Here is a 25352-nt window from a genome sequence, read left to right as displayed (position 1 = left end):
GGATTCCTTGTTATCCCTTCCACATGATCAGCACGAGCACGAGCATGGATGCCGCAAAGCCCGGCCATGCATTCGCGTTCTCGGCGCTGATTCCGATCCATGCCAGATTGATATAAGCAGCCGTCAGCAAGCCGATGAACAAGCGGTCCCCGCGCGTAGTCGAAATGGGCAGAAATCCTTTGTGTTCAGACGTGGGCGAACGGATTTCCCACACGGTCATGCCCGCCAGCATCAGCACGATGCAGCCGAAGAAGATCGCCACTTCGGGCGTCCAGTACATCCACGTGATCATCAGACTCTCCCCATCGCAAAGCCCTTCGCGATGTAGTTGCGCACGAAGTAGATGACGAGCGCGCCCGGCACGATGGTCAGCACGCCGGCAGCCGAAAGCACGCCCCAATCCATGCCAGCGGCGGACACGGTACGTGTCATCACGGCCGCGATCGGCTTGGCGTTCACCGAGGTCAGCGTGCGTGCGAGCAACAACTCGACCCAGCTGAACATGAAGCAGAAAAACGCCGTGACGCCCACACCCGACTTGATCAGTGGCAGAAAAATCTTCACGAAGAACGATGGAAACGTATAGCCGTCGATATACGCGGTTTCATCGATTTCACGCGATACGCCCGACATGAAACCTTCAAGTATCCAGACCGCGAGCGGCACGTTGAAGAGCATGTGCGCGAGCGCGACGGCTATGTACGTGTCCATCAATCCCACGCTGGAGTAGAGCTGGAAGAACGGCAGCAGGAACACGGCGGGCGGCGTCATGCGGTTGGTGAGCAACCAGAAGAACATGTGCTTGTCGCCGAGGAAGCGGTACCGCGAGAAGGCGTATGCGGCCGGCAGCGCGACGAGCACGGACATCACCGTGTTCATCAATACATAAACGATCGAGTTGATATACCCCCAATACCACGACGGATCCGTGAAGATCACCTTGTAGTTTTCCAGCGTCAGGTGCTGTGGGAACGTGGAGAACGACGCGAGCGTTTCCTCGTTCGTGCGCAGCGATATCGACAACATCCAATAGAGCGGGATCAACGCGAACAGGATGTAGACGACCAGCGTGACGTTGCGCATCCAGCGACGGTCTTTACGCATTGTCGTCTCCCGTCGTGGCGGGACCGCCCTTGCCTACCCGCTCCATCCAGTTGTAGAGGATGAAACAAAGAAGCAGGATGATCAGGAAGTAGATCAGCGAGAACGCCGCCGCCGGTCCAAGGTCGAACTGACCGACCGCCTTTTGCGTGAGGTACTGACTGAGGAAAGTCGTCGAATCGCCGGGACCGCCTCCGGTGAGCACGAACGGTTCGGTGTAGATCATGAAGCTGTCCATGAAACGCAGCAGCACCGCGATCATCAGCACGCCGCGCATCTTCGGCAATTCAATGTAGCGAAATACCGCGAAGCGGCTGGCGCCGTCAATTTCAGCCGCCTGGTAAAAGGCGTCCGGAATCGCGCGCAAACCCGCGTAGCAAAGCAACGCAACGAGGGGCGTCCAGTGCCAGATGTCCATCACGAGAACTGTCACCCAAGCCGCCGACGGACTCGCCGTGTAGTTGTAGTCGATGCCGAAATAGTTGAGCCAGTACCCGAGCAAACCGATATCCGGCCGCGCAAAAATCTGCCAGATCGTCCCGACGACGTTCCATGGAATGAGCAGCGGCATGGCGAGCACCACCAGCGCCGCTGACGCACGCCAGCCCGATGCAGGCATGGCGAGAGCCAAGCCCACACCAAGCGGAATCTCGAACAGCAGCACACAGAGCGAGAAGATCATTTGCCGGCCGAGGGCGCCGCGCAGGTCTTCGTCGTTCATGATGCTGCGGAACCATTCCGTGCCTACGAACACATGCTGCGTTGGACTGATGATGTCCTGTACTGAATAGTTAACCACGGTCATCAGCGGCAATATCGCCGAGAACGCGACGCAGATAAAGACAGGCACGACCAGCAGCCAGGCCTTCTGGTTGACGGGCTTGTTCATCGTCCAATCCTCTCGTCGTTGCTGAAGAACACCGTTTCCGGCGCGGCAAGTTTCAGCCAGACAGGTCCTTCGTTGAGCGATATATGCGGGTCGGCCTTTGCCTTGATGACCTGGCCGTCGCAGTCCGCCGTGACGAGCTGGTAATTGCCGAGGCTCTGGGCGCGCAACAACTGCGCCCTGACGGCGCCAGATTCCTGATTTTCGGAAAGCCGCACGAATTCCGGACGGATGCCGAGCGTAAGCGTGCCGTTGGCGGCCTTCAGCGTGGCGAGCGTATTTGCATCGACTTGAAGGTGCTGTTTGCCGATCTTCACGCCCTCGGGATCGAGCGATATCGGGCACAGGTTCATCCCCGGACTGCCGATGAAATACCCCACGAACGCATGATCCGGATGCAGGAACAGCGCTTCCGGACCACCCTTTTGCACCACACGGCCGTTGGTCATCACGACCACTTCATCCGCGAAGGTGAGCGCTTCAACCTGGTCGTGCGTGACGTAAATCAGCGTGAGCTTCAATTGCTGATGAATCTTCTTCAACTGCCGCCGCAGCATCCACTTCATGTGCGGGTCGATGACGGTGAGCGGTTCATCGAAGAGAATCGCCGCGACGTCCTTGCGCACCAGGCCGCGTCCCAGCGATATCTTCTGCTTCGCGTCCGCCGAGAGATTGCTCGCCTTGCGCCCGAGTTCGCGCGTCATGTCCAGTATCTCCGCGACCTCGTGCACACGCGCCTTCACTTCGGGCGCCGCGATCTTGCGGTTGCGCAATGGGAACGCGAGATTGTCGAAGACGGTCATGGTGTCGTAGATGACCGGGAACTGGAACACCTGCGCGATGTTGCGCTCGCGTGCGCCGAGCGCGGTGACATCACGGCCGTCGAACAAGACCTTCCCCTCCGACGGTGTCACGAGCCCTGAGACAATATTGAGCAGGGTGGACTTGCCACAACCCGACGGCCCAAGCAGCGCATACGCGCCGCCGTCTTCCCAGACCATCGACATGGGTTGCAGCGCGTAGTCGTCCAGGCTCGCCGGGTTCGGCCGGTACGCATGCGCGAGATTCTGGAACTCAATACGAGCCATGACTCGCCTCCGGGCCCGATAGGCGTTTGGCGTCGGCGCCGAATACGAACAGCTCGTCCGGGTCGACGAACACATCCAGCGACGTACCCAGGCCAATCTGATGCACACCCTGCAACTGTGCGACGAGATCGACGCCGCCTTGCTGCGTACGCACGTGGAGGTAGGTCTCGGAGCCGCTGAGTTCAGCAAGTTCGAGGCGGCATGGCACGGCGATCGACTCAGGCGTGCGCGGCGCGAGCCGCAAATGTCCCGGACGAATGCCGATGCGGCACTGGCCCGTCTGGTTGTCCGCGCGCCGCAGTTTTACATCGATACCAATCGGCAAACGCGCAATCCCGTCCGCGCTCACGTCGCTCGCGAGCATGTTCATGGGCGGGTCGTTGAAGACGGCGGCGACGTCGACCGTGGCGGGCGCGTTGTACACGTCGAGCGTGCGGCCGGTCTGAAGCACGCGGCCTTTATCTACGACCGTGGTATAGCCGCCCAGCAGCAGCGCTTCCAGCGGATCGGTGGTTGCATACACCACGGTGGTCTTGCCATCGGCGAAAAGCGTGGTGAGTTCGGCTCGCAGTTCTTCGCGTAGCTTGTAGTCGAGATTCACGAGGGGTTCGTCGAGCAACACAAGTGATGACCGCTTCACTAACGCACGTGCCAGCGCACAACGCTGCTGCTGGCCGCCCGACAATTCGCCGGGCCGGCGCTGCAACAAATGCTCGATATGCAGCTTCGCCGCGACTTCGTTCACCCGCTGCGTGATTTGCGCGGTATCGATTTTCTGCAGCTTGAGCGGCGACGCGATGTTGTCGTAGACGGTCATCGCGGGATAGTTGATGAATTGCTGATAGACCATCGCAAGATTGCGCTGACGTACGCCGATGCCGGTCACGTCACGCCCGTCGACGAGCACGCGTCCGGTCGCCGGTCGATCCAGTCCCGCCATCACGCGCATGAGCGTGGTTTTGCCCGCCTGCGTGGGACCCAGCAGCACGTTGATGGCGCCGGGCACGAGGTGCAGATCCACGCCGTACAGATGTGTCTGGCCACCCGATAACACGGTGACCTTCTCCAGTTCCAAAACCAAGTTGCTCTCCTCTTCGTCGATGCTTTTTCTTGTCGGATGCTTGTCAGGAACGCCGAATGTTTTGCGTCGCTGGTTTTTTCAAAAAGGAAACTAAAGCAACAACACGCATGTTCCTTTTTGTTCGTTTACGTTGAAATCGGGGTTAACCATACAAATTATTACCATCTTGCCGACTACGACATAACCAAAACATCAATATGGAAAGGATAGAGAGGATTATTGAAGGCGAACGCTCAGTTCTGAAGGAAATTTCGGCAACTGAAGGCTTCCGAAGGCGGGGCTTGACGCGAGATGGATGGACGGCGAAACACGCGGAATCGCCGTCTGGAGATGAGCCGGCGCGATCTCTTTAGCTCGCGCCCAGATATGCCGCTTTAACAGAAGGATCGTTCTTGAGCTGCCCGGCCGGTCCGTGCGCCGCAACGTGTCCGTTTTCGAGCACATAACCGTAATCGGCCACGTTCAGCGCGGCGGCGGCAAACTGCTCGACCAGCAACATGGTCACGCCTTCGTCCTTCAGCCTTGCAATGATGCGAAAAACTTCTTCCACGAGGATCGGCGCGAGGCCCATCGACGGTTCGTCGAGCAAGACAAGATCCGGGTTCAGCATGATGGCGCGCGCCATGGCGAGCATCTGCTGTTCGCCGCCCGAAAGCGTTCCGGCAAGTTGATGACGCCGCTCCTTCAAGCGCGGAAACAAATCGATCGCACGCTCCAGGTCCGCGTTGACGTCGCCTCGAGGACGCGCCCACGTCAGTCGCGGAAACGCGCCGAGGATCAGGTTGTCGGTCACCGACATGGTCGCGAACACCCGGCGGCCTTCAGGCGAATGCGCGAGACCAAGGCGCGCGATCTTGTGCGAATCCATTGCGTCGATACGCTTCGATTGCGCACCCTCGCCCATCGTGATTTCGCCCGACGTGGGGCGGATCATCCCGGAAATAGCGCGCATGGTCGTGGTTTTGCCGGCGCCGTTTGAACCGATCAGCGTGACCACCGACGCCTTGGGCACATCCATGGAAATGCCGTGCAGAACCTTGACCTTGCCATAGCCCGCATGCAGGTTTTTTATCGATAACATCATGTCTTCCCTATGCGTGCGTGGCGGCTTGACCACCGAGATACGCTTCGATCACGCGCTCGTCGGCCTGTATGTCGGCCGGCCGGCCCTCAGCGATCTTCTGCCCGAAATCCAGCACCGAAACCGTGTCGCATACGCTCATGACCACATCCATGTGATGCTCGATCAGGATCAGCGTGATGCCATGCGCGCGCACCTTGCGGATGATCGCGACGAGCTCTTTGATGTCGGGCGCGGTCAGGCCGGCGGCGGGTTCATCGAGTAATAGAAGCTGGGGATCGAGCGCCAAAGCCCGGGCAATTTCAAGCAGCCGCTGCTTGCCGTAAGGGAGATTGCGCGCTTCCTCGGAAGCAACCGCCTCCAATCCGACGAAACGCAACATGCTGAACGCACGCTCGCGCGCGGCATGTTCTTCGCGCCGATACCGCGGCGTCATCAGCCCGACATCGGCGAGATTCGCCTTGAACGTGTGGTGCAATCCGACCAGCACGTTTTCCAGCGCGGTCATTTCGCCGAATAGTTGCACGTTCTGGAAGGTGCGAGCGATACCCGACAACGCGATCTTCGACGACGTCTTTCCCGCAATGGATTCACCGTCATAGTCGATAGACCCGGCCGTAGGAACATAGATGCCGGTCAGCACATTCATCATCGTGCTCTTGCCCGAACCGTTCGGTCCGATCAAGCCGTGAATCGAGCCGCGACGCACGCTCAGGTTCACGTTGTTCAGCGCTTTCAGGCCGCTGAATTGCATCAGGATGCCGCGTAAATCGATGATGTTTTCCGTGCCCTGCGAATGGATCGCGATCACCGCGTCATGACCTTCGCCTGAAAGTTCGTCGGTCTTGATCGTGACAGGACGGTGCCTGCCGTGCAGCACAATCTTGCGCACGAAGCCGACCACGCCGTCCTGCAGGTAGTACACCACCAGCAGGATCATCAGCCCGAAGATGGTCAGCCGCCAGTCGGTGAGCGCATTGATCCAGAACGAAAAGATCGCGAGACCCGCCGTGCCTGCGACCGGAATCAACACCTTCTGCAAGGTAGTCACCTTGCGCACCAGCGCAACGACCGCGCCCACGGCAACCACCACGGCCAGCACAGTCGCGACGCTGCGAAACATCGCGATGTCATCGAGCAGCTTGGGCAGCAACACGATGATCGTGGAACCGAGTATCGCGCCCGTGCGTGTTTTCCGGCCGCCCATGATGATGGCAAGCAGGAACAGGATGGTGAGTTCGAAGTTGTATGTATTTGGTGAAATATATTGTTCGGAATACGAATAAAGACAACCCGCGAGTCCCGCAAAACCGGCGCTGATCACGAACGCATAAACCTTATACCGGTACACCGATACACCCATGCAATCCGATGCAATCGGAGAATCCCGAAGCGCTTCGAACGCACGGCCGAGATGCGACTTGAGGATGCGATGCACCACGATCATCGATATCACCAGCAACACCGCGACGAGCCAGTAGAAACCGTCTTCGCTCATGCTATGGCCGGCGAAGATGGGCTTCGGAATCTTGAGTCCCATCGGGCCGTTGGTGAGGAAATCCATTTCGTTGATCAGGATCTGGATGATCGTACCGAACGCGAGCGTGACCATCGCGAGGTAAGGCCCCGAGACACGCAGCGCAGGCAACGCGAGGATCGCGCCGAACCCCGCAGTTACCAGAATCGAAAGCGGCGCGGTCACATAGAACGGCATCCCGAGCTTGATGAACAATACCCCCGCCGTGTACGCGCCCACGCCGAACAATCCCGCGTGGCCGAGAGATACCTGACCCGTGTAGCCCACCACGATATCGAGCCCGAACAACAGGATCGCGTAGATCATGATGGTTTCGACGAGGTGAATATAGTAAGGATTGCCTGACGCTATGGGGAAGATCGCGAGTGCGGCGAGGCCGAGCACGGCGGCCGCGAGTTTGACTGGCTTGGCGGATTTCATCACGGTCCTCACACCTTCTTGATCGCGGTTTTGCCGAACAGGCCGGCCGGCTTCAGCGCCAGCACGATCAGCAGCAGCACGAGGCCCGGCACGTCCTTGTAGCCGGTGGAAAGATAGAAACCCGTCATGGTTTCGGCAATGCCAAGAATCATCCCGCCCACGATGATCCCCATGCCGCTCGACAATCCGCCGATGATCGCCACCGCGAACGCCTTCAGCCCGAGCACGGCGCCCATGGTCGCGCCCGTCAGCGTGAGCGGCGCGATCAGCACGCCGGCGAACGCAGCTGTCAGGGACGACAACGCGTAGGAGAACGTGATCACAAGCCCCGTGTTGATGCCCATCAGCGCGGCGGCATCGCGGTCATTCGCCGTTGCGACCACGGCCTTGCCGAAGATCGTCTTGCGGTTGAAAAACTCGACCGCGAGCATCATCAAAAGCGCGCCGCCGACAACCAGGAGTTCCATCGGCAGGATGTTGGCGCCAAATACTTTCATCGGCGCTTCGGGCAACGGCGACGGGAAGCGCAGGTCATCTCGTCCCCAGACGTTTTCCGCGACATTCTTGAAGATGATCCCGAGCGCGATGGTCGACATGATCCAGCCGAATTCAGACTTGATCTTGATTGCCGGCCGCACGCCGATGCGTTCGACCAGCGCGCCTTGCGCCAAGCCGAAGATGCACACAATAGGAATCATCAGCCAGTAATTCACGCCGACAGAAACCAGCGTCAGGCCCACGAGCGCGCCGAGCATCAGCGCATCGCCTTGCCCAAAATTGAGCGTGCCCGATGTAGCGAAAGTCAGCTGGTAACCGAACGCGATCACCGCGTAGATCATGCCGAGCGCGATGCCGCTATAGATGAGCTGCAAAAGGATGGCCATGTGTTGCGCCTTGATATCGAAGGTGGCTGACGAAAGTGGCTGTTGCTCAAACGTTGCGCACAAGCAAAGCCGCGCCCGCCGTCAGGCGGGCGCGGCTCGCGATTGCACCGTGACCTCAGTTTGCGGCGGTCGTGGTCTGCTTGGTGCGCAACTCGCCGCCGCCTTTCTTGTCGGCGTCGTAAGCGAACACCACGCGTCCGCCCTTCACCTCGCCCACCACCGGCACGTTGGCGCTGATCGCTTCGTGATCGTCTTTCGTGAAGGGTTTGTCGTAGACCATCACGACGCCCTCGACCTTCTTGTTCAGCCCTTCGAGCGCGGCCTTTACCTTCGGACCATCGGTCGATCCAGCCTGCGTGATCGCGGCCGCGAGCAGATAGATGGAGTCATAGCCCTGAGCCGCGGAGACCGGCGAGTCGATCCGGTTGTTCTTCGGCTTGAACTCGGCCAGATATGCATCGATGAACGCCTTGCGCTTCGCCGTGTTCGCTTCCTGGATAAAGGTCTGCGGCATGCGCGCGCCTTCGCCGTTCGCGCCCGCGTTGTCGATGTAATTGGCCATCGAAAGAGTCCAGCTTCCGATCAGCGGCACCTTCCAGCCGAGCTTGGCCATGCCATTGGCGATCTGCGCAAGTTCAGGCCCGATGCCATACGTCAGCACCGCTTCCGCGCCGGCTTCCTTCGCCTTCAGCAACTGGGCCGTCATGTCGACGTCCTTGATGTTGAACTTCTCGGTCGCGACCGGCTTCACGCCTTTCGCCGCGAGCGCCTTCTCCAGATCCTCGCGGCCGAGCTGGCCGTAGTTGGTCGAGTCGGCGAGGATCGCGACCTTCTTGAAGCCGCGTTTGGTGACGGCTTCCTCGACGATCATCGGCGCCTGGATCCTGTCGGACGCCGCGTTGCGGAAGACGTAGTTCTCCGGTTGGTCGGCGAACTGCTTCGTAATGACGGAACCCGTCGCCACGTTGTTGAAGACCGGGATCTTGCCTTCCTGGAAGAAGCGTTGCGACGCGAGCGCCACGCCCGTGTTGATGTACCCCACCACCGCCACGACCTTTTCCTTGTTGATCAGCTCCTGCGCGATCTGGACGCCGCGCTCGTTCTTGGCTTCATCGTCACGTTCGACGAGCACCAACTGGCGCCCCAGCACGCCGCCTGACTTGTTGATTTGGGCGGTGGCGAGGCGCACGCCGTCGCGCATGCTGACGCCCATGGATGACGACCCGCCGGTAAAAGGTCCGTCGACGCCGATCTTGATGGGATCCGCGGCATAAGAAATCGATGCAAACGCGAACGTTGCAAAAGCGATGCAGGTCAATCGGGCGAACATGGTGGTCTCCACAGTGGTCTCGGTCTTTCGTTGTGCTTTTGTATGGAAGCTTTCCGAGTGTAGGAAATGTAAGATTTATTCAATATGCGGAGTTTCCCGGGGCGGGTTTTGGCGCATTCCCGGGCTTGCCGCGTCCGGATTCAGCCCGCGCAGCACGGTGTCGACACGGTTCGTTCTCTGTCATAATGAGCCGCTTACGATTGCCACTTTTTGCCAATCAACGCCTTACGTCGCCACTGTGCGAATCCGCATCTTCAATTTCCCGCACCCCCCTGATGCAGCCTTTTATCGTTTCGCTTGTACTGTTTTCCGCGCTGCTGCATGCAACCTGGAACGCGTTCCTCCATACCAGCGAAGACCGTGTCTGGCAGTTCGGGATGATGTCGTTTCCGTACATCGTGTGTTCCGCGATTACGCTGCTGCTCGTGCCCGCACCGGCGCGCGAGAGCTGGCCGTACATAGCCGGGTCGGCGGTATTGCAGTTTGGTTATTGCGTGGCGCTCGCGAAAGCCTACAAGGCCGGCGACTTTGGACAGATCTACCCGATTGCACGCGGGCTTTCTCCGCTGCTTGTGTTCGCGGGCGCATTCGTTTTCGCAGGTGAACACCTTCGGCCATTGGCGCTGGCTGGCGTGACGCTGGTGTCGGCCGGCATTGTTTCGCTCGCATTCCGCAAGCGCCGGTTCGCGACCGCGAGCGTGCCGGCCGCGCTTGTGACAGGCGCGTTCATCTCGGCTTACACGATCGTGGATGGCATCGGCGTGCGTGCCGCCGGAAGCGGCTTTGCCTATATTGCGTGGGTGTATTTGCTGTTCAACGTGCCGTTCGCGGTGTTTGCGCTGTATCGGTACGGCGGCCCACGCGAACTATTCTTGAGTGATACGCGCCGTTCGATTCAAGGCATGGCGGGTGGCGCGATCGCGATGGTCGCTTATGGCATTGTGGTCTTCGCGTTTCGCTATCTGCCTATTGCAATGGTCTCGGCGTTGCGCGAGCTCAGTTCCATATTTGCGGTGCTGATCGGCTGGATGTTCCTGAACGAGAAGCTGACCGCGCGGCGCGTTGTGGCGTGCGCGCTCGTCACGGCCGGCGCGGTCCTGATCAGAATTTAGTGCTCTGGGCTTTCTCTCGGCTTATTTGGCGACCGGCGTCACTTCGACTGCCGTCGCCGAAATGAACACTACGTGAACGGTGTCACCGGCTTTGAGCTTTTTGGTGGCCAATTCAGGCGGCAAACCAAATGTATCGGTATGCCATGGTCCTCGCAGGGTGATCGTTTTCTTTTTCTGATCAATACTTTGCACGGTTGCAATTATCTCGACCTCCTTCGCCGCGCCAAATCCCGCTGTGCCGGAAGCAGGCGCAAATGCTGAGGTATCGACACGCTTTCTTAGTCCCGCATCCTTCGCAGTTGATTTTACCGCCCTGAGCAATAACGCTTCCTTGATCAATACATCAACGCGGTCACCGATTTTAAGCGTATCGAAATTCGTAACCTGGGGTCCGACTGCCACGGGAATGACATGGCCCTTGGCGCCTTTGAGCGAAAGAGTCCGGGAGCCGGAATCAATCCCGACAATTTGAGCTTGAAGATGGCGTGGTTCCGACGCCAGCGCGGTTTTGATGGCGTCACTGGTAAGCTGATCATCAGTTTGCGCGTTCACCTGTGCGCTAGCCAGCAAACACGCCAGCGATGCAGCCAAAATCCATTTTGCGTTCATGTAATTCTCCGGGCGATGGAAATCAAAAATCGCGCTCTGAATCAATTCAGCTATTTGAATCAGATACGCAAACGCATTCAAGCGCTGACGATATTTATACCGTGCGCACTGGAGCGTTGTCCATGCAGGCCCTGAATCGATTTTGCTTAATTACCGATTATCATCCGATCGGATATTATATTTAAATAATCGAATTGATTCGATTAACGGAATTATAAGAAAGGATATAGACGTGAAGTCGATAATCCTTTCCCGGTCGAGTTGATACTCTGGAGTGAATTCAGGCCGGACGATTGCCGCCCAAAAGGCGCAGGCGCGTGATTTCGGACGGCGCAGCGATCCGGATCGGCGGCCCCCAGTAACCTGTTCCACGACTTGTATAGACCCACAAATCGTTGAGCTTTTCGAGGCCGGCCACGAACGGCTGTTGCAGTCGCACGAAGAAATTCCACGGCAGGAACTGCCCGCCGTGCGTATGGCCGGACAATTGCAGCGTAAAGCCCGCCTTCGATGCCGCCGGCGCACTGCGCGGCTGATGGGCTAGGAGCAACCGGAACGCGATGTCGGCGGGCGCACCAAGGATCGCCTTGGCCGGGTCGCTTTTGTGCGCGGGATCGAAACTCCCCGCGCCGTAGTCGGTCACGCCCGCAATGACCGCGCGCGCGCCATCGTGATCGACCACCACATGTTCGTTCAAGAGAACGGTCAGTCCAAGGCGGCGAAATTCCGCGACCCATTTGTCGGCACCCGCGTAATACTCGTGATTGCCGGTCACCAGGAACGCGCCATGGCGTGCTTTCAAATCTGATAGCGGGCGCGTGTGCGCGGCGAGTTGAGGCACGGAGCCGTCGACTACATCGCCAGTCACGGCAATCAGGTCCGGCTTCAACGCATTGACCGCCGCCACGATCTTTTCCACGTATTGGCGCTTGATGGTCGGCCCAACGTGAATATCGCTGATTTGCACGATCGTGAAACCGTGCAGCGCGGCCGGCAGGTTATCGATGGGGACATCCACGTTCTTGACCGCCGCACGGCGACGCGCGCTATAGATGCCGAACAGCGTCACCAGCACGGCGAGCAAGGGCACGCCGAGAGCGCTCCACGCCCTGAATCCGGGCCACGGATTGACGGCGTTCTCGCCGCTGCTCGCCAGATGCAACACAAGCAACACGATGTCGCGAAGAAACGTCAGCACGAGCAACGAGGAAAAAAAGCCCATTACCAGCAGTCCGATCCACGCGAGACGATCAGACAGCGGCTGTTGCCCGATATTGCGTGCGATCATGCCAAGTGGAATCAGCACGATGGAAGCCACCAGCGCGAGCACCGCGAGTATCTTGAGCGCGGGGCTTACGGGCGCCACAGGAATCAGGCGCACGCCGATATACACGTGAAACAAAATACCGATGCCGATTACGCGGATGAAAAATGCGGAACGTCGCATAGACCGCCTGGTAGAAGGTGAGGCCGGCTTTAGCCGGCGCGGGACGCGTTGCAAGTGCCGCGATGTCCAGGGTGCGTATCGCCTGAGAATAATCCAATGCAAAACGGCATCCGATTCTACCGGTTCACCAAAAAGCCTGCCGGTGGGCCGCGAACCATCTCACACGGCCCAAAAAATAACCCGCCGTGAGCGGGTTATTTCATTCAAACGAAGTTCCAAGCGCCGCTCAAGGAGCCGATGCCGCCTTGGCCTTCGCCGCAGCCGACTTTTTCTCCGCGTTCTGAATGTTCTGCGGATAGTTGGTCTGGTCGCCGCTCGGGTTATAACCGTTCTTCTCCAGATCCTTCAGTTCCGCATTCTTCTTGGCGCGGGCTGCTTTGCGATCGGCCTTGCGTTGCGCCTTCTGCTCCTGCTTCGGGGTGGAAGCGGCGGTATCGGCGGTTTGCGCCATGGCGACCGGAGCGGTCAGTCCAGCGGTTGCCACTGATACGACGAGAGCCAATGCAGCCATGCGGATTCGGTACATATCGAGATTCTCCACGGAAAGCGGTTTTTTTGGTGCGGCGGCACCGGCGGCGTCCACCGCGTTTGTCGTGCTCGAACTGCATGCTTCGATGCGTGCCAGTCAATTCCGCGGGTCTGACTTCGTAAGCCTCGTAAGCCTTGTACGCAGGTCAACTGATACGCGAACGTATATTAACCAACTCTTTGTAAAACCGTGTAGCACAAACGTAAGATGCAAATCAGCAATCGTGATCTTACAAACGAACGGAATACGTCTTTGCATCGATTCCACCTGAACACCTGAACGGCAAATCCGCGAATTCTTTGTCCCGACGCGCTTGCCGTTCCACACCCAGATCAAGATACTCGCAACCGTCTTTTATTTTGTTATCCTGATCAAATTCCCTTCAATCTCTGGAGACAAAAAAAAATCCACCCGGTTTGCGCCGGGTGGATTTTTTTGCGACTACGCTTGAATCTCAGAGGTACCTTGACTGCTGCGCCGCCGCGCTTCCGGGGGAAGCTGAAATCGGCCGGAAAACCGGGCGATTCACCGTTCGTCATCCAGCGGGGATCTAGATCACTAACGATGCATGCATGATGAAGAATTGACGAGCGGCGAGCTATCGGACGAATCCGACTGATCAGCGCAGGACCTGGCCGCGAGCCAACGGTGCGGGATTCATTGCATTCACGAGAACGCGCGTGCCCGGCACAACCGCGGCAACGGCTCCCGGTGAGTTCGCCTGCACCGTCAACTCGGCGCCTTGCGTGTCCTTGAGCGTCATGGAGCCGCGCTGGCTGTCCACGCTCGTTACCTGGGCGATCGTCTCGTTGCCGTCTTGCGTTGGCAGCGCAGCCAGTCTGTTCGACTCGAGCACAGTCAGACGAACCGGTCGAGCTGTCGTGCCGACCACGTTAGTGCCTGCCTTGAGCTTGTCGAGGTTGGGGACATTGGCGCCGACCTGGAACGATTCCGTTGCGCCCTGTGCATTCGTTACAGTAACACTATGCGTGGACAAATCCACCGATTGGACCTTGCCGCCAATGCGTACCATTGTTGTACCGTCGATAGACGCCGCGAATGCGCTGGTCATCAGGATCGAGGACGCCGCCGCGATCATGGCGGCCTTGATGGTTTTGCTGGACTTCAATTTCATTTTGCTGCTCCTGCCGGACATTGAGGGTTTGCTCGTGCGCCGTCCGGTGTTCAATCGCACAAACTGTTCAAATAACGTGAACCCAGTTTGTTTTTCGAGATGAACGATGTCAATTGAATCGAGGTATTTTTAGGTATCCTCCTATTCACGGTTATCGAATAGGATGTGCTTTAAAACAGTCAATTTCACAGCGCGATGGATGACATCAAGCTTGAGCGTCGTACACTGTTGCAATCACGCCCCGCGTACTTATTTAGGATGACGCAGTCCATTACAATACGCGCCTGCAATCTTTGCCCGGCATCGGGCGCTGGGGAAATACCATGTCTCTTCTCGACGTGGACACTATCGATTACGTCGGCGTCAATATCCTGTTCAAGCGCGTGTACGTCGGCATCTTCGACGACCTCGACTGGGACGACGAAGCCACGCATTTTTCGCTGCTGACAAAAAAGATAGATCGTTACACGCAGTACGTTCGCTCCGGCCAGTTGCTGGCGGCTTACCCGGGCGTGCGCGGTTATCCGGTGATCATCGAGTATGTCGCCATGCGGCCCATGACCCGCGCCGCCGAGGTGTTCTGGAAGACGCGCGAGACGATCATCCGCTCAGTGGGATTCGACGTCCGCTGTCGCACCGTGGATGTGCGCCATGCAACGGCATCTGATGAATCGGTCGCGGACGTTACAGGCGCAACGGCTAATACAAGCGGCGTTCTCGCTGATACCCGGCTGGAGTCCGTTGCCGATGTACTCGACCTTGCTCCGCCAGCGGTTGCTGAAACAAAGCACTCGAACGAGATTGTGCGAGTCGATCATCATCCGGTTCTGGTGATGCGCAAGAAAACGTCATCTGGACGATGAGCTTCCTGATCTACGTTTTCGGATTGTGACGAAATCGTGAATAGAAGCGAAAAAAGGCGAAGCCCTGACAGGCTTCGCCTTTTTTCGTATTCTGGCTCAGCACGCACTTGCACGATGCAAATGCGATGCCCTTTCTCGTTACTCGCCGCCGACGTTCGTCGGCAAACGGCGTTTGTGCGAGATCGCGACCGGACGCTTGGAATCTCCGTCGCGCGAGGCGCCAGAACTGGTGCGCGGCGCGCCTGCACTGAACGCCTTGCCGGTGTCTTCCTGGATGGTCGAGATGGAATGCTTGTAGACCGCCTGGATGCCGGCGGCCGAGCTCAGCATGACCAGATACTGATCGAAGGATTCGATGTGACCAACCAGCCGCACCCCGTTCACGAGGAAGATTGCGACGCGCTTGCGCTCTTTGCGGGCAGCGTTCAAGACATCACTCTGACTTTGCTGCTGGGATTCTGTAGCCATTCTTATTCGACCTGACGTTAGTATTTCGGGCTGATTCCGGCAGACGTCCGCCGGAACATTGGGTCAATGATGCCAGATCATTGCCCGTCGCACCGTTTGCCCACATTCGAGCGTTATTGCTGCGCGGAGTTCAAATTACGCTTGAATCACCATTCCATACTACCCCGCTGGAATTCGCGGCGCGCAGATCCGCTCGACATTGGCAATATAAAAACGGACAAAGTCTCTCTGTTCAGCGCCTTTCGGAGAAATCGTCGAAGCAGCGTGCATTCAGAAAAACAAAGCTGTCATGACCGGTTGTGTCGGCCATGACAGCTTTTTTGTTGACGCTTACAGAGAATGGCGCGCGGCAAACTTGCCGCGCTGCCAGCCCGGAATTACTGGGCAGGCGCCGGAGCCGCCTTCTTTTGCTTGTGCTTGAACAGATGCGGCTTGCCGCGCGAGCTGCCCGGGGTCGAAGAATTATCGCCACCGGTTGTAGGTGCAGCCGTTGCCGCGCCGTGCGCGTTACCACCGCCGCCGCCGCCGTTGCCATTACCGCCGCCGCTCTGGGCCATGGCCAGACCGGAAGCCGCGAGCAAGAGCGCGGAGAGGGAAACCAGTGCGATCGCTTTCATTGTAATTCTCCAAGGAACGTCATTTTGTAGTGGTTTGCGGATCACCCGATTTAGTGCCGGATGATCGACATCTGGACAACGCGTCGAATGTAATGGATTGCCCGCACCGCTTCAACACTAGTTTCTACCAACAACCCTTCTTTCGCTCGAAGGAATCACGACGGCGGTCCGGGAAGCAGCGGAATCAACTGTCCGGCGACACTGTCGAGTATTTCCTTCGATAAAACCGGGTCCGATACCGCCCGCGCCAGCCCGATCGCGCCAAGACACGCGGTGAACTGCAGGATGGCGCGAGCACGGCGTTCGGCGGGATCGGCGATATCGAGCAGACTCTCCGAGAAACCGATGTTGTGTCTGACCCGTTCGGTGTACACGTCGCGCGTGGCTTCACTGCTGCGCGCGACATCACCCAGAAGCGCGCCGAGTGCGCAACCTCTGCCCGGTGAATCCCGGTGCGCCTCGCTCAGGTAGTCGCGCACGCCCGCCTCCAGGGTCTTGACGCGTGCCTCCCATGCGTCGAGGCTTTCGAACGCGACGTCGAGCGCTTCGGTCACCAGTTCGTCGCGCGATGCAAAGTGCTTGTAAAAACCGCCGACCGTCATGCCGGCTTCTTTCATTACATCGGCGACGCCGATACCGTCGAGTCCGAGTTCGCGAAAACGACGCGCCGCCACCTCGACAATGCGTTGATGCGTTGCCGCCTTCTCTGCCTGTGAATGTCCCATGAGTTGCGTTTGTCCTTTGGCGGGCGCCTGAAAACACGCCCTAAGGCGATGATTTTATATGCTGTCTTGTCTGGAGTTTCGCGCCGCGTCACCCGCCGGTCTGGAAGAAGCGATTCTCCGGCCGCGGCAGGCCGAGATTTTCCCGCAACGTACGGCCCTCATATTCGCGCCGGAAAATGCCGCGGGCCTGCAGTTCGGGCACGACTTTATCGACGAAATCGTCCAGGCCGCCTGGCAGGTACGGAAACATTACGTTGAAGCCATCCGAGCCCGCTTCGACGAGCCACTGTTCCATCTGGTCGGCGATCGTCGAAGGGGTGCCGATCATTTCAAGCCCCGAATAGCCGCCCACACGTTGCGCGAGTTGGCGGATCGTCAACTTGTCGCGGGCCGCCCACTCGATCACGCGCTCACGACTGCTCTTGCTCGCGTTCGTCTCCGGGATTTCGGGCAGGGGACCGTAGGGATCGAAGCGGGAAACGTCATGACCGAGCAAGATGGAAAGCGACGCGATGCCGCTGTCGTAGTGCACGAGGGTATCGAGGAGCGCGCGCTTTTCCTGCGCTTCATCGAGCGAATCGCCGATTACGACGAACGCCGCCGGCAAGATCTTCAGGTGGTCAGGATTTCGCCCGAGCTTCGCCATGCGGCCTTTTACATCGGCGTAAAAGCGCTGAGCTTCAGCAAGCGTTTTCGGCGCGGCGAAGACGGCCTCGGCCGTTTCGGCCGCGATCTGCCGCCCCGCCTCCGACGATCCCGCCTGCACGACGACCGGCCAGCCCTGCACCGGCCGCGCGATATTCAACGGGCCGCGCACCGACAAGCTCTCGCCCTTGTGGTTGAGCACGTGCATTTTCGCGGGATCGAAGAACGTGCCGGTTTCCACGTCGCGAACGAAAGCATCGTCGGCCCAGCTGTCCCAGAGGCCCGTCACGACATCGAAGAACTCGCGGCCGCGCTTGTAGCGCTCGCTGTGTTCCACGTGTTCATCCAGGCCGAAGTTGAGCGCGGCATCGGGGTTGGCTGTGGTCACCAGGTTCCAGCCCGCGCGGCCGCCGCTCAAATGATCGAGCGACGCAAACCGGCGCGCCACGTGATAAGGCTCTTCGAACGTGGTGGACGCCGTCGCAATCAGTCCGATGTGCTCCGTCACCGCAGCAAGCGCCGAGAGCAAGGTGAGCGGCTCGAACGAGGTCGCCGTGTGGCTTCGCCTCAGCGCTTGCGTCGGCATGTTGAGCACGGCGAGATGATCGGCCATGAAAAACGCATCAAAACGGCCGCGTTCGAGCGTCTGCGCGAACCGCTTGAGATGGGCGAAGTTGAAGTTGGCATCGGGGAATGCGCCGGGGTAACGCCACGCCCCAGTGTGAATGGTGGCCGGCCGCATGAAAGCGCCCAACCGCAAGCGACGTTGCGTGGTCATAAAACTCCGCTCAAGCGTTGATAAGAATGCCTTTGCGTCCGTCTTCGCAAAGAGTCGTGTGCGCCGTTATTGGACGATCGCCATCCGTAAAATACGTCGGCTGGCGAAAACGTGCACAAACGGCGTTCAACGCGAAAGCCGTGCTTATTGATCAGGCAGCGTGCACTTCGAATGCATCGACACGATCCTGATAAAACGCGAGATGACCCTTGATTTCAGCGACCGCCGGATACGTGTCCTCGTAAGTCCAGACGGCATTCGCCGAACGCTCGCCGCCTAGCGGAATGCTGTAGTACGAACACTCGCCCTTGTACGGGCAATACGTCGCGTGATCCGTGCGTTCGAGCAGCGACATGTCGACGTCCTTGCGCGGAATGTAATGGACCGGCAGATACGATGCTTCGCGCACGGTCAGCGCTTCGCGTGTATCGGCGAGTACGCGGCCGCCAATGGACACCGTGATGCGCGAGGGGTTCGGCTCGATTGTGATTGGATGGTCGGGCCCTGGAATCTTCACTGTCTTCGTCATGGCTTCTGCTCCTGGACTGCGGGTTAGGTGATGCCGCGTCTTTCAGCGTATCGGAAAGTTGATTTTCCTGCCGCGCACGGCGTGCGGCTTCCTGCGGTAATGGAAATACAATGGCGCGTCTTTCACGCCATCCAGCTTCGCGCCAATCACCTTCAGGAACTTCGCCCCATGGCACTTGGAAATATCAACGATATCGCCATGTTCGTCGCCGTCGTGAAGGCGGGAAGCTTCACGATCGCCGCAAAGCAGCTCGGGCTTACTCGATCCGCGGTGGGCAAAAGCATCGTGCGTCTCGAGCAGCGCCTGGGCGTGCGTCTTCTCAACCGGACGCCGCGCAGCCTGAGCCTCACCGATGACGGCGACGTGTTCTTTTCCCGATGCACACAAATACTCGATGACCTCGAGGAAACCGAACTCGCAATGGCCGTGCGCAGCGCCAAGCCTACCGGCGTGCTGAAGCTCAGTGTGCCGTCGGGCCTGGGGCATCGGCACGTGATGCCGGTTATCGAATCGTTCCTGCAGACATGGCCTGACGTACGCGCTGAAGTGAGCTTCACGGACCGGTTCGTGGATCTGATCGATGAAGGGATCGACATTGCCTTGCGCATTGGCGATCCGCGTCCCGACTCACGCCTGATCGCGCGCCCCGTCGCGCAGCAGCGCTTGCTGACGTGTGCATCGCCCGGTTATCTGGAAGCGCACGGCACGCCGCAAGTGCCCGGCGATCTTCGTAGCCACGAGTGCCTGTTCTTCATGAGCGCGGGACGACCGCAACCATGGACTTTCAGCGATCCCGTCACAAGCGAGGTAAGTCACGCAACGCGTCTGCAAATGGACAGCGCCGAGGCCCTGGTCGCCGCTGCCGTGCACGGTTTCGGCATCATCAACATGCCTACTTACCTGCTTGAAGACAACGTGCGCGCGGGCAAGCTCGTGCCCATGCTGAGCGAATTCCAGCCGGCGACGAAACCCATCCGCGCGATGTATCCAACACGCCGGCATCTTTCGCCGAAGGTGCGGATCTTTATCGATTTGCTGACGCAAACGTGGGGCGAAATCGCGCCGTGGGATCGCGATCTCGCCTCGTGATCCGATGATCACGCACAAGCCATGGTTTCTTCGCTATAGAACGGATAGTCGATGTAGCCTTTTTCCGTGCCGCCCCAGAACGCCGAGCGGTCGTAATCATTCAGCGGCAAATTGTCCTTGAGGCGTTTCGGCAAATCAGGATTCGATGCAAACCAGCGCCCGAACGCGACAAGATCGGCATCGCCCTTTTGCAGAATGGCTTCTGCGCCAGCACGATCAAACCCGCCCGCCGCGATGATCGGCCCTTTGAAAATCGTGCGCAGGAACACGGACGCCACCGGCGCCTGACCTTCATGCAGCGTCTCGACGCCCTTCACGCGCGGTTCGATGATATGCAGATACGCCAGGCCGAACCGGTTCAATTGCGCGGCGACGTAGCCGAAGGTTGCCTCCGGATTGCTATCGGAGATTTCGCCCCACTGGCCGCTCGGCGAAACACGCACGCCCACGCGATCCGCGCCCCATACCGAACTCACTGCTTCGGTCAGCTCAAGCAGGAAACGCGCGCGATTTTCGACTGAACCGCCGTAGGCATCGGTACGTTTGTTGGTGCCGTCCTGCAGGAACGTATCGACGAGATAACCGTTCGCGCTGTGAATCTCCACACCGTCGAATCCGGCTGCAAGCGCACGTTGCGCGCCCTGGCGAAAAGCTTCGACGAGTCCGGGAATTTCATCGATACCCACTGCCCGGTGCATCGATACCGGCACCCAACCGTCCTTCGTCATGGCAAGTCCTTCGAAAGGCACTTCGGACGGCGCGATCGGCGGCGTGCCGCCGGTCAGGTCGACGTGCGACTGGCGGCCGTCGTGGACGAGCTGCATGAAGATGCGGGCGCCTTTTGCGTGTACGGCATCGGCGATTCTTTTCCAGCCTTGAATGTGGTCGTCATCGTAGATTCCCGGACCGCCTGCGTAGCCGCGCCCACTCTTCATCACATGCGACGACTCAGTAATCATCAGCGCCCCTTCCGACGCACGCTGACTGTAGTACTCGACCATCATCTCGCTCGGACTGTCGTCCGGGTCTGAACGCAAACGCGTCATAGGGGCAAGCACCACGCGATGCTTGAGTTCATAGCGGCCGAGTTTGAACGGCGAAAAAAGCTTGGACATGGCGACCTCCGGATCTTGAACACTGGATGCAGGAAGCCAGGCTTCCCGCGACGGAATGAAGCGTATAGCGGCTTGAGGGGAATGGGGTTCCCCTTAAGCGCGCCGCGCCCGCACGTCGTTTGCCAAAACCCGAAGGCCCGATTGCTTTATTCGTCGGATCACAACAGTGTTTTTACTATTTAAGGGTTTTTACCTAGATCGCCGAGGAATAAGATCTTTTCACGGATCGAAACAAGCGATGCCGATCAGCGCTCAGCCCTTCTCGAACGCCGACACCGCAAGCTTCGTAATCGATAACCATTGGAGGTTCATCATGATCAAGACAATCATTCCCGCAGTTGTGATCGCTTCAGCATTGGCCGCGCCGAGCTTCGCGTTCGCGCAGAGCAACAGCCCCGTGACCCGCGCGCAGGTTCGCGCCGAGCTGGTGCAGCTCGAGAAAGCCGGCTATAACCCGGCATCGGATCGCACGCAATATCCGGCAAATATCCAGGCAGCGGAGCAACGTGTTTCCGCACAGGATGGCGTCGCGCAGCGCAGCTATGGATCGTCGGTGAGCGGTACGTCGGCCTCGGGCGCACCGGTTGCATCGGTTGGCGGTTCAGCCGATTACAACCGTCCGTAAGCGTTAGTAGTCAAGCATTGGAACTCCGCGCCGGATCTCGGCGCGGGGTTTTCTTTTGGTCGAAAGGTGAGGGCTTGCGGGAGGCGCAATCCTGAAAGACTTGGCTGGCTATAGCTGGCGCGCAATCACCATGCGCTGCACTTCGCTCGTGCCTTCGTAGATCTGTGTGATACGTGCATCGCGATAATGACGTTCCACCGGATAGTCCTCCAGATACCCATAACCGCCATGAATCTGGATGGCTTGCGAGCAGACGCGCTCCGCCATCTCGGACGCAAACAGCTTCGCCTGCGACGCCTCGCTCAGACACGGCAAACCCTCGGTACGCATGCGCGCCGCGTGCAACACCAGCAAACGCGCGGCGTTGAGATTGGTCTGCATATCGGCGAGAAGATTGGCGACCGATTGATGTTCCCTGATCGGCTTGCCGAATTGCACACGGTCGCGCGAGTAGGCGCACGCGGCGTCGAACGCGGCGCGCGCAATGCCCACCGCTTGCGCAGCAATGCCAATGCGTCCGCCCTCCAGATTGGCCAATGCGATCTTCAGCCCCTCGCCGCGTGCGCCCAGCAGATTGGCTGCGGGAATCGTGCAGTCGTCGAGAGTTATCGGGCAGGTATCGGAAGCGCGGATTCCCATCTTGTGTTCGGGCCGGCCGACATTGAAACCGGGCGTATTGGCCGGCACGATAAACGCTGATATGCCCTTCTTGCCAAGTTCCGGATCCGTTACCGCGAAGACGATCGCCATGCCGGCGCGCGCGCCGTTGGTCGTGAATTGCTTCGCGCCCGACAATACCCATTGCCCGTCGCGTTCCACAGCGCGCGTCTTAAGGTTGTTCGCCTCGGAACCGGCTTGCGGCTCGGTCAGGCAAAACGCGCCGATGATCTCGCCGGTCGCGAGTTTCGGCAGATATGCGGCCTTTTGCGCCTCGGTGCCAAACGCGAGTATCGGACCGCAGCCCACCGAGTTGTGAACGGCCATCAGCGTCGAACATGAAGCACATCCGGCCGCGATTTCCTCGATTGCCAGCGCATACGCCACGTAGTCGCTGAACGTGCCACCCCACTCCGCCGGCACGATCATGCCGAGCAGGCCGAGCTCGCCGAGTTGCCGCACGACTTCATCGGGCAGCTGGGCGGCGCGGTCCCATTCACCTGCGTGGGGCGCGAGCACTTCGGTAGCGAAGTCGCGCGCGGCGTCGCGGATCATGCGTTGGTCATCGGTCAGGAAACTGTCGATCATGGCGGTCTGGCTCGTGTGGAATACTTGAAGAGGCGCGATCGACGCAGGTTTAAAATGCCTGCGCCGTCGAACCGGAGTGTAGGCGCTGCAATCCGCTTCGGCGATGCCTCGAACGATCAAGCTTCCTGAGCGATTTCGCCACCTAGTGACTACCCGAACTGCGGACAAACCACGGCTTAAAACAGCCCACGATAAAAGCGGCGAACGCGGGACCATCGCCGTTGATTTCGTCGAAGAAGCGCTGCGCTGCGCCGAGCGTCGAGGCATCGGGCGCAATGTGTTGCTCGAGCAGGCGGGCATTCAGGCCGCATCGCTTGCGGCGCCGCTCGCGCGGGTGTCGGCGGCGCAATACGGGCGCTTGTGGAGCGCGATTGCCGACGCGCTCGACGACGAATTTTTCGCCCAGGACAGTCACCCGATGCGCCGGGGCAGCTTCGCGTTGCTCTGCCATGCCGCGCTCGGTTCCCGTGATGGCGCTCAGGCCCTGGCACGCATATCCGGCTTCTTGCGGCTCGTGCTGGACGACCTGCGATGCGAATTCGAAGTCAGCGCCACGCAGTTGAGGATTCGCCTTGTCGATACCCATGCCGGTGCCCCACGTCCAATGTTCGCCTACGCGACCGCGTTCATCATGATCTACGGATTGCTGTGCTGGCTCGTGGGCAGGCGCATACCGGTAATGACGGCACATTTGCGCTGTCCCGAACCACGCGCCGCCAGCGAATACCGGCTGATGTTCTGCGACGACATGCGCTTTGGACAGCCTGCGTCGTATGTGGATCTCGCGCCGGATTGCGTGGGTTTGCCCGTGGTCCAGACGAGCGCCTCGCTCAAGGTTTTCCTGCGCGAGGCGCCGGCGAATTTCATCGTGAAGTATCGCAATCCGGATTCGCTGGCGGCACGGATTCGCCGCAAGCTGCGGCAGGCGCCGCCCGGCGAATGGCCTGACAGCGAGCGGCTCGCCGCCGCGCTAAATATGGCCGAAGCCACGCTGCGCCGGCGCCTCAGGCAGGAAGGCGCGACCTATCAGTCAATCCGCGATGCACTGCGGCGCGACCTCGCCATCGCCCGTCTCGCCGATACCTCCGAGACCATCGCGGAAATCGCGCACGCGCTGGGGTTCGCGGAGCCGAGCGCGTTTCATCGTGCATTCAGGAAATGGACGGGCGTGCGGCCAGCGGCTTATCGTGTGGTGCGCCGCGCGCGCGGCGCGGCAGAACCGCTATAGTGAAAACCTGCTGGTTCACTCAAGGAGCCGCCATGCCGCAATCGAAAGCAACACCGCATCGGGAGCCGGAGCACGCGTCCGGAGAGGCTGAACACGTCGAGTCGGCCCTGGACGAAGCGCTGGACGAAAGCTTCCCGGCGAGCGACCCGATTGCCATTTCATTCGATCCCGAATCCGGGTCGCACAAAAAGCCGCCAGGCTAATCCTCCAGGCCGGTCAGCAAGATCGCCAGTTTTTCGACGTGCTGCATCAGCACGGCACGGTGTTTGTCGATCTGTTCGATGCGACCGGCCAGATCGGCGCGCACGGGCGCGTCCAGCTTGCCCGACGCGGCGAGGTCTTCGGCGCGCGCATTGATGCTGTCGAGTTGCACCATCGACAACTGCCGCTCGACGCGACGCAGATCGGTCAGCAGCAAATCGCGGTTGCGCCGGAACATTTGGTCGCGACGCAGTGTTTCGCCCTGTTGCAGCGCCTGATCGGCAATGCGCCGCGTCGCTTCGGTTTGCGACAACAACGGTTCAGGACCGCGTAATACGGGTCGCTTGGGCGTGGGATGCGCATTGCCGCGAAAGACCGCGGCCGGCGTTTCCTCATCCAGCGCGCGCTGCGTTTCAGGCGGAATGTCGCGCCCGTCGTGGCGATCGTCCATCCAGCGCGGGGGCAGGCCAGTCACTGTCTCCACACCGCGGATGAATTCCTCGCTGAAATCGCGCCGACCCGCCAGGATCAGTTTCATGTGCGACGGCGAAAAACTCATCATGCGCGCGATCCTCGCGCCACCCGCCGGCGATCCCGCGAGCACATTCAAGTTGGCTCGCCACACGACGTACAACGTTTCATCGAAATCTTCCATGGGCTAGTCTCCAAGCAGACGGACTCGCAAGCGTTGCGCAGCGGGGCACATGCGCTCGACGCTCGGGTCCTGGCGAGCCCGTCGTTGCGGCGACGCGCCGAAACATGATCAATGGCGTCGCCTGTGGGCATCTGACCGCATCTTACCGTCATCTCGATAATGTGCGTTTTGTCTGAAGAAGCGTGAAAACCCGCAGGTTTGGCCTAATTCGGTCAGTCTGACGAGTTTTGCTTTCAACAACCCGCTCGGTACACGCCTGTTCAGCCGATATCTGCCACACGCATAAATGGCAATTATCTGTGTGGCAGATAAATTCATTTATTCGCCAC

Annotated in this window: 26 protein-coding genes and 1 pseudogene; 6 read left to right on the top strand and 21 right to left on the bottom strand. The window is 59.4% G+C overall.

Annotation, left to right across the window (positions count from 1 at the left end; genetic code table 11):
- Positions 1-10 precede the first annotated feature (10 nt).
- The 9 genes from HB633_RS01975 to HB633_RS01935 form a co-directional block, all read right to left on the bottom strand.
- Positions 11-292: a DUF2160 domain-containing protein gene (locus HB633_RS01975; RefSeq protein WP_213776375.1), complete on the bottom strand. Its 282-nt coding sequence runs from the start codon at positions 290-292 to the stop codon at positions 11-13.
- Positions 292-1104, bottom strand: a complete 813-nt coding sequence (locus HB633_RS01970; RefSeq protein WP_213776374.1) for a carbohydrate ABC transporter permease — start codon at positions 1102-1104, stop codon at positions 292-294. Before HB633_RS01970 ends, HB633_RS01975 begins: the two co-directional genes overlap by 1 nt.
- On the bottom strand, positions 1097-1990 hold the full coding sequence (locus HB633_RS01965) for a sugar ABC transporter permease (protein ID WP_213776373.1): 894 nt from the start codon (positions 1988-1990) through the stop codon (positions 1097-1099). Before HB633_RS01965 ends, HB633_RS01970 begins: the two co-directional genes overlap by 8 nt.
- A complete protein-coding gene (locus tag HB633_RS01960) occupies positions 1987-3075 on the bottom strand; it encodes an ABC transporter ATP-binding protein (protein ID WP_213776372.1) in 1089 nt (362 codons plus the stop codon). Before HB633_RS01960 ends, HB633_RS01965 begins: the two co-directional genes overlap by 4 nt.
- Complete coding sequence (locus HB633_RS01955; RefSeq protein WP_213776371.1) at positions 3062-4156, bottom strand: ABC transporter ATP-binding protein; 1095 nt, start codon at positions 4154-4156, stop codon at positions 3062-3064. The genes HB633_RS01960 and HB633_RS01955 overlap by 14 nt, the downstream gene beginning before the upstream one ends.
- A gap of 349 nt (positions 4157-4505) precedes the next feature.
- Entirely contained in the window at positions 4506-5237 is a 732-nt protein-coding gene (locus HB633_RS01950; RefSeq protein ID WP_213776575.1) for an ABC transporter ATP-binding protein, read from the bottom strand.
- A gap of 10 nt (positions 5238-5247) precedes the next feature.
- Positions 5248-7194: a branched-chain amino acid ABC transporter ATP-binding protein/permease gene (locus HB633_RS01945; protein WP_213776370.1), complete on the bottom strand. Its 1947-nt coding sequence runs from the start codon at positions 7192-7194 to the stop codon at positions 5248-5250.
- 8 nt (positions 7195-7202) lie between these two features.
- Positions 7203-8078, bottom strand: a complete 876-nt coding sequence (locus HB633_RS01940; RefSeq protein ID WP_213776369.1) for a branched-chain amino acid ABC transporter permease — start codon at positions 8076-8078, stop codon at positions 7203-7205.
- Between the two features lie 115 nt (positions 8079-8193).
- Positions 8194-9408: an ABC transporter substrate-binding protein gene (locus HB633_RS01935; RefSeq protein ID WP_213776368.1), complete on the bottom strand. Its 1215-nt coding sequence runs from the start codon at positions 9406-9408 to the stop codon at positions 8194-8196.
- Between the two features lie 275 nt (positions 9409-9683).
- On the opposite strand from HB633_RS01935, the gene HB633_RS01930 reads away from it, so the two are divergent.
- Positions 9684-10520 (top strand): DMT family transporter, encoded by an 837-nt coding sequence (locus tag HB633_RS01930; RefSeq protein ID WP_213776367.1) that lies wholly within the window; start codon positions 9684-9686, stop codon positions 10518-10520.
- 21 nt (positions 10521-10541) lie between these two features.
- Here HB633_RS01930 and HB633_RS01925 read toward each other — a convergent pair whose 3' ends face one another.
- From HB633_RS01925 to HB633_RS01910, 4 genes are all read right to left on the bottom strand, one after another.
- Complete coding sequence (locus HB633_RS01925) at positions 10542-11129, bottom strand: hypothetical protein (RefSeq protein WP_213776366.1); 588 nt, start codon at positions 11127-11129, stop codon at positions 10542-10544.
- Between the two features lie 280 nt (positions 11130-11409).
- A complete protein-coding gene (locus HB633_RS01920) occupies positions 11410-12576 on the bottom strand; it encodes a metallophosphoesterase (protein ID WP_213776365.1) in 1167 nt (388 codons plus the stop codon).
- A 226-nt stretch (positions 12577-12802) separates the two neighbouring features.
- Positions 12803-13087 carry a DUF4148 domain-containing protein gene (locus tag HB633_RS01915; RefSeq protein ID WP_255580699.1) on the bottom strand — a complete coding sequence of 95 codons (285 nt, stop codon included), beginning with the start codon at positions 13085-13087 and terminating at the stop codon, positions 12803-12805.
- A 637-nt stretch (positions 13088-13724) separates the two neighbouring features.
- Positions 13725-14240: a hypothetical protein gene (locus tag HB633_RS01910; protein ID WP_213776363.1), complete on the bottom strand. Its 516-nt coding sequence runs from the start codon at positions 14238-14240 to the stop codon at positions 13725-13727.
- A 323-nt stretch (positions 14241-14563) separates the two neighbouring features.
- Between HB633_RS01910 and HB633_RS01905 the strand changes: the two genes are divergently transcribed.
- Entirely contained in the window at positions 14564-15103 is a 540-nt protein-coding gene (locus HB633_RS01905) for a DUF6572 domain-containing protein (RefSeq protein ID WP_213776362.1), read from the top strand.
- A gap of 258 nt (positions 15104-15361) precedes the next feature.
- Here the strand turns inward: HB633_RS01905 and hfq are convergent.
- The 5 genes and pseudogenes from hfq to HB633_RS01880 all read right to left on the bottom strand — a co-directional run.
- Positions 15362-15571: pseudogene (gene hfq, locus HB633_RS30735) on the bottom strand (RNA chaperone Hfq); the annotation flags it as partial.
- A 377-nt stretch (positions 15572-15948) separates the two neighbouring features.
- A complete protein-coding gene (locus HB633_RS01895; protein ID WP_213776360.1) occupies positions 15949-16188 on the bottom strand; it encodes a hypothetical protein in 240 nt (79 codons plus the stop codon).
- 155 nt (positions 16189-16343) lie between these two features.
- The gene (locus HB633_RS01890; protein ID WP_213776359.1) at positions 16344-16913 is read right to left on the bottom strand and encodes a TetR/AcrR family transcriptional regulator; all 570 of its coding nucleotides are present in this window, start codon (positions 16911-16913) and stop codon (positions 16344-16346) included.
- A gap of 88 nt (positions 16914-17001) precedes the next feature.
- Positions 17002-18336: an LLM class flavin-dependent oxidoreductase gene (locus HB633_RS01885; RefSeq protein ID WP_213776358.1), complete on the bottom strand. Its 1335-nt coding sequence runs from the start codon at positions 18334-18336 to the stop codon at positions 17002-17004.
- A 151-nt stretch (positions 18337-18487) separates the two neighbouring features.
- Positions 18488-18865, bottom strand: coding sequence for a DUF427 domain-containing protein (locus HB633_RS01880; RefSeq protein WP_213776357.1), 378 nt, complete (start codon positions 18863-18865; stop codon positions 18488-18490).
- Between the two features lie 168 nt (positions 18866-19033).
- Between HB633_RS01880 and HB633_RS01875 the strand changes: the two genes are divergently transcribed.
- On the top strand, positions 19034-19954 hold the full coding sequence (locus HB633_RS01875) for a LysR family transcriptional regulator (protein WP_255580698.1): 921 nt from the start codon (positions 19034-19036) through the stop codon (positions 19952-19954).
- Positions 19955-19962: 8 nt separating this feature from the next.
- Here the strand turns inward: HB633_RS01875 and HB633_RS01870 are convergent, their stop codons facing one another.
- Positions 19963-21069, bottom strand: a complete 1107-nt coding sequence (locus HB633_RS01870) for an alkene reductase (protein WP_213776356.1) — start codon at positions 21067-21069, stop codon at positions 19963-19965.
- Between the two features lie 316 nt (positions 21070-21385).
- On the opposite strand from HB633_RS01870, the gene HB633_RS01865 reads away from it, so the two are divergent.
- Positions 21386-21694 carry a DUF4148 domain-containing protein gene (locus tag HB633_RS01865; RefSeq protein ID WP_213776573.1) on the top strand — a complete coding sequence of 103 codons (309 nt, stop codon included), beginning with the start codon at positions 21386-21388 and terminating at the stop codon, positions 21692-21694.
- A 108-nt stretch (positions 21695-21802) separates the two neighbouring features.
- On the opposite strand, the gene HB633_RS01860 is transcribed toward HB633_RS01865, so the two are convergent.
- On the bottom strand, positions 21803-22936 hold the full coding sequence (locus HB633_RS01860) for an acyl-CoA dehydrogenase family protein (RefSeq protein WP_213776572.1): 1134 nt from the start codon (positions 22934-22936) through the stop codon (positions 21803-21805).
- A 148-nt stretch (positions 22937-23084) separates the two neighbouring features.
- On the opposite strand from HB633_RS01860, the gene HB633_RS01855 reads away from it, so the two are divergent.
- Both HB633_RS01855 and HB633_RS01850 read left to right on the top strand, forming a co-directional pair.
- On the top strand, positions 23085-24167 hold the full coding sequence (locus HB633_RS01855; protein WP_346730245.1) for an AraC family transcriptional regulator: 1083 nt from the start codon (positions 23085-23087) through the stop codon (positions 24165-24167).
- 32 nt (positions 24168-24199) lie between these two features.
- Positions 24200-24370, top strand: a complete 171-nt coding sequence (locus tag HB633_RS01850) for a hypothetical protein (protein ID WP_213776354.1) — start codon at positions 24200-24202, stop codon at positions 24368-24370.
- Here HB633_RS01850 and HB633_RS01845 read toward each other — a convergent pair.
- Complete coding sequence (locus HB633_RS01845) at positions 24367-25023, bottom strand: hypothetical protein (RefSeq protein ID WP_213776353.1); 657 nt, start codon at positions 25021-25023, stop codon at positions 24367-24369. The genes HB633_RS01850 and HB633_RS01845 overlap by 4 nt on opposite strands.
- Between the last annotated feature and the right edge of the window lie 329 nt (positions 25024-25352).

The organism is Caballeronia sp. dw_276 (genome assembly GCF_018449635.1).
Classification (GTDB): domain Bacteria; phylum Pseudomonadota; class Gammaproteobacteria; order Burkholderiales; family Burkholderiaceae; genus Caballeronia.
This window is presented reverse-complemented; position numbering and strand designations above follow the sequence as displayed.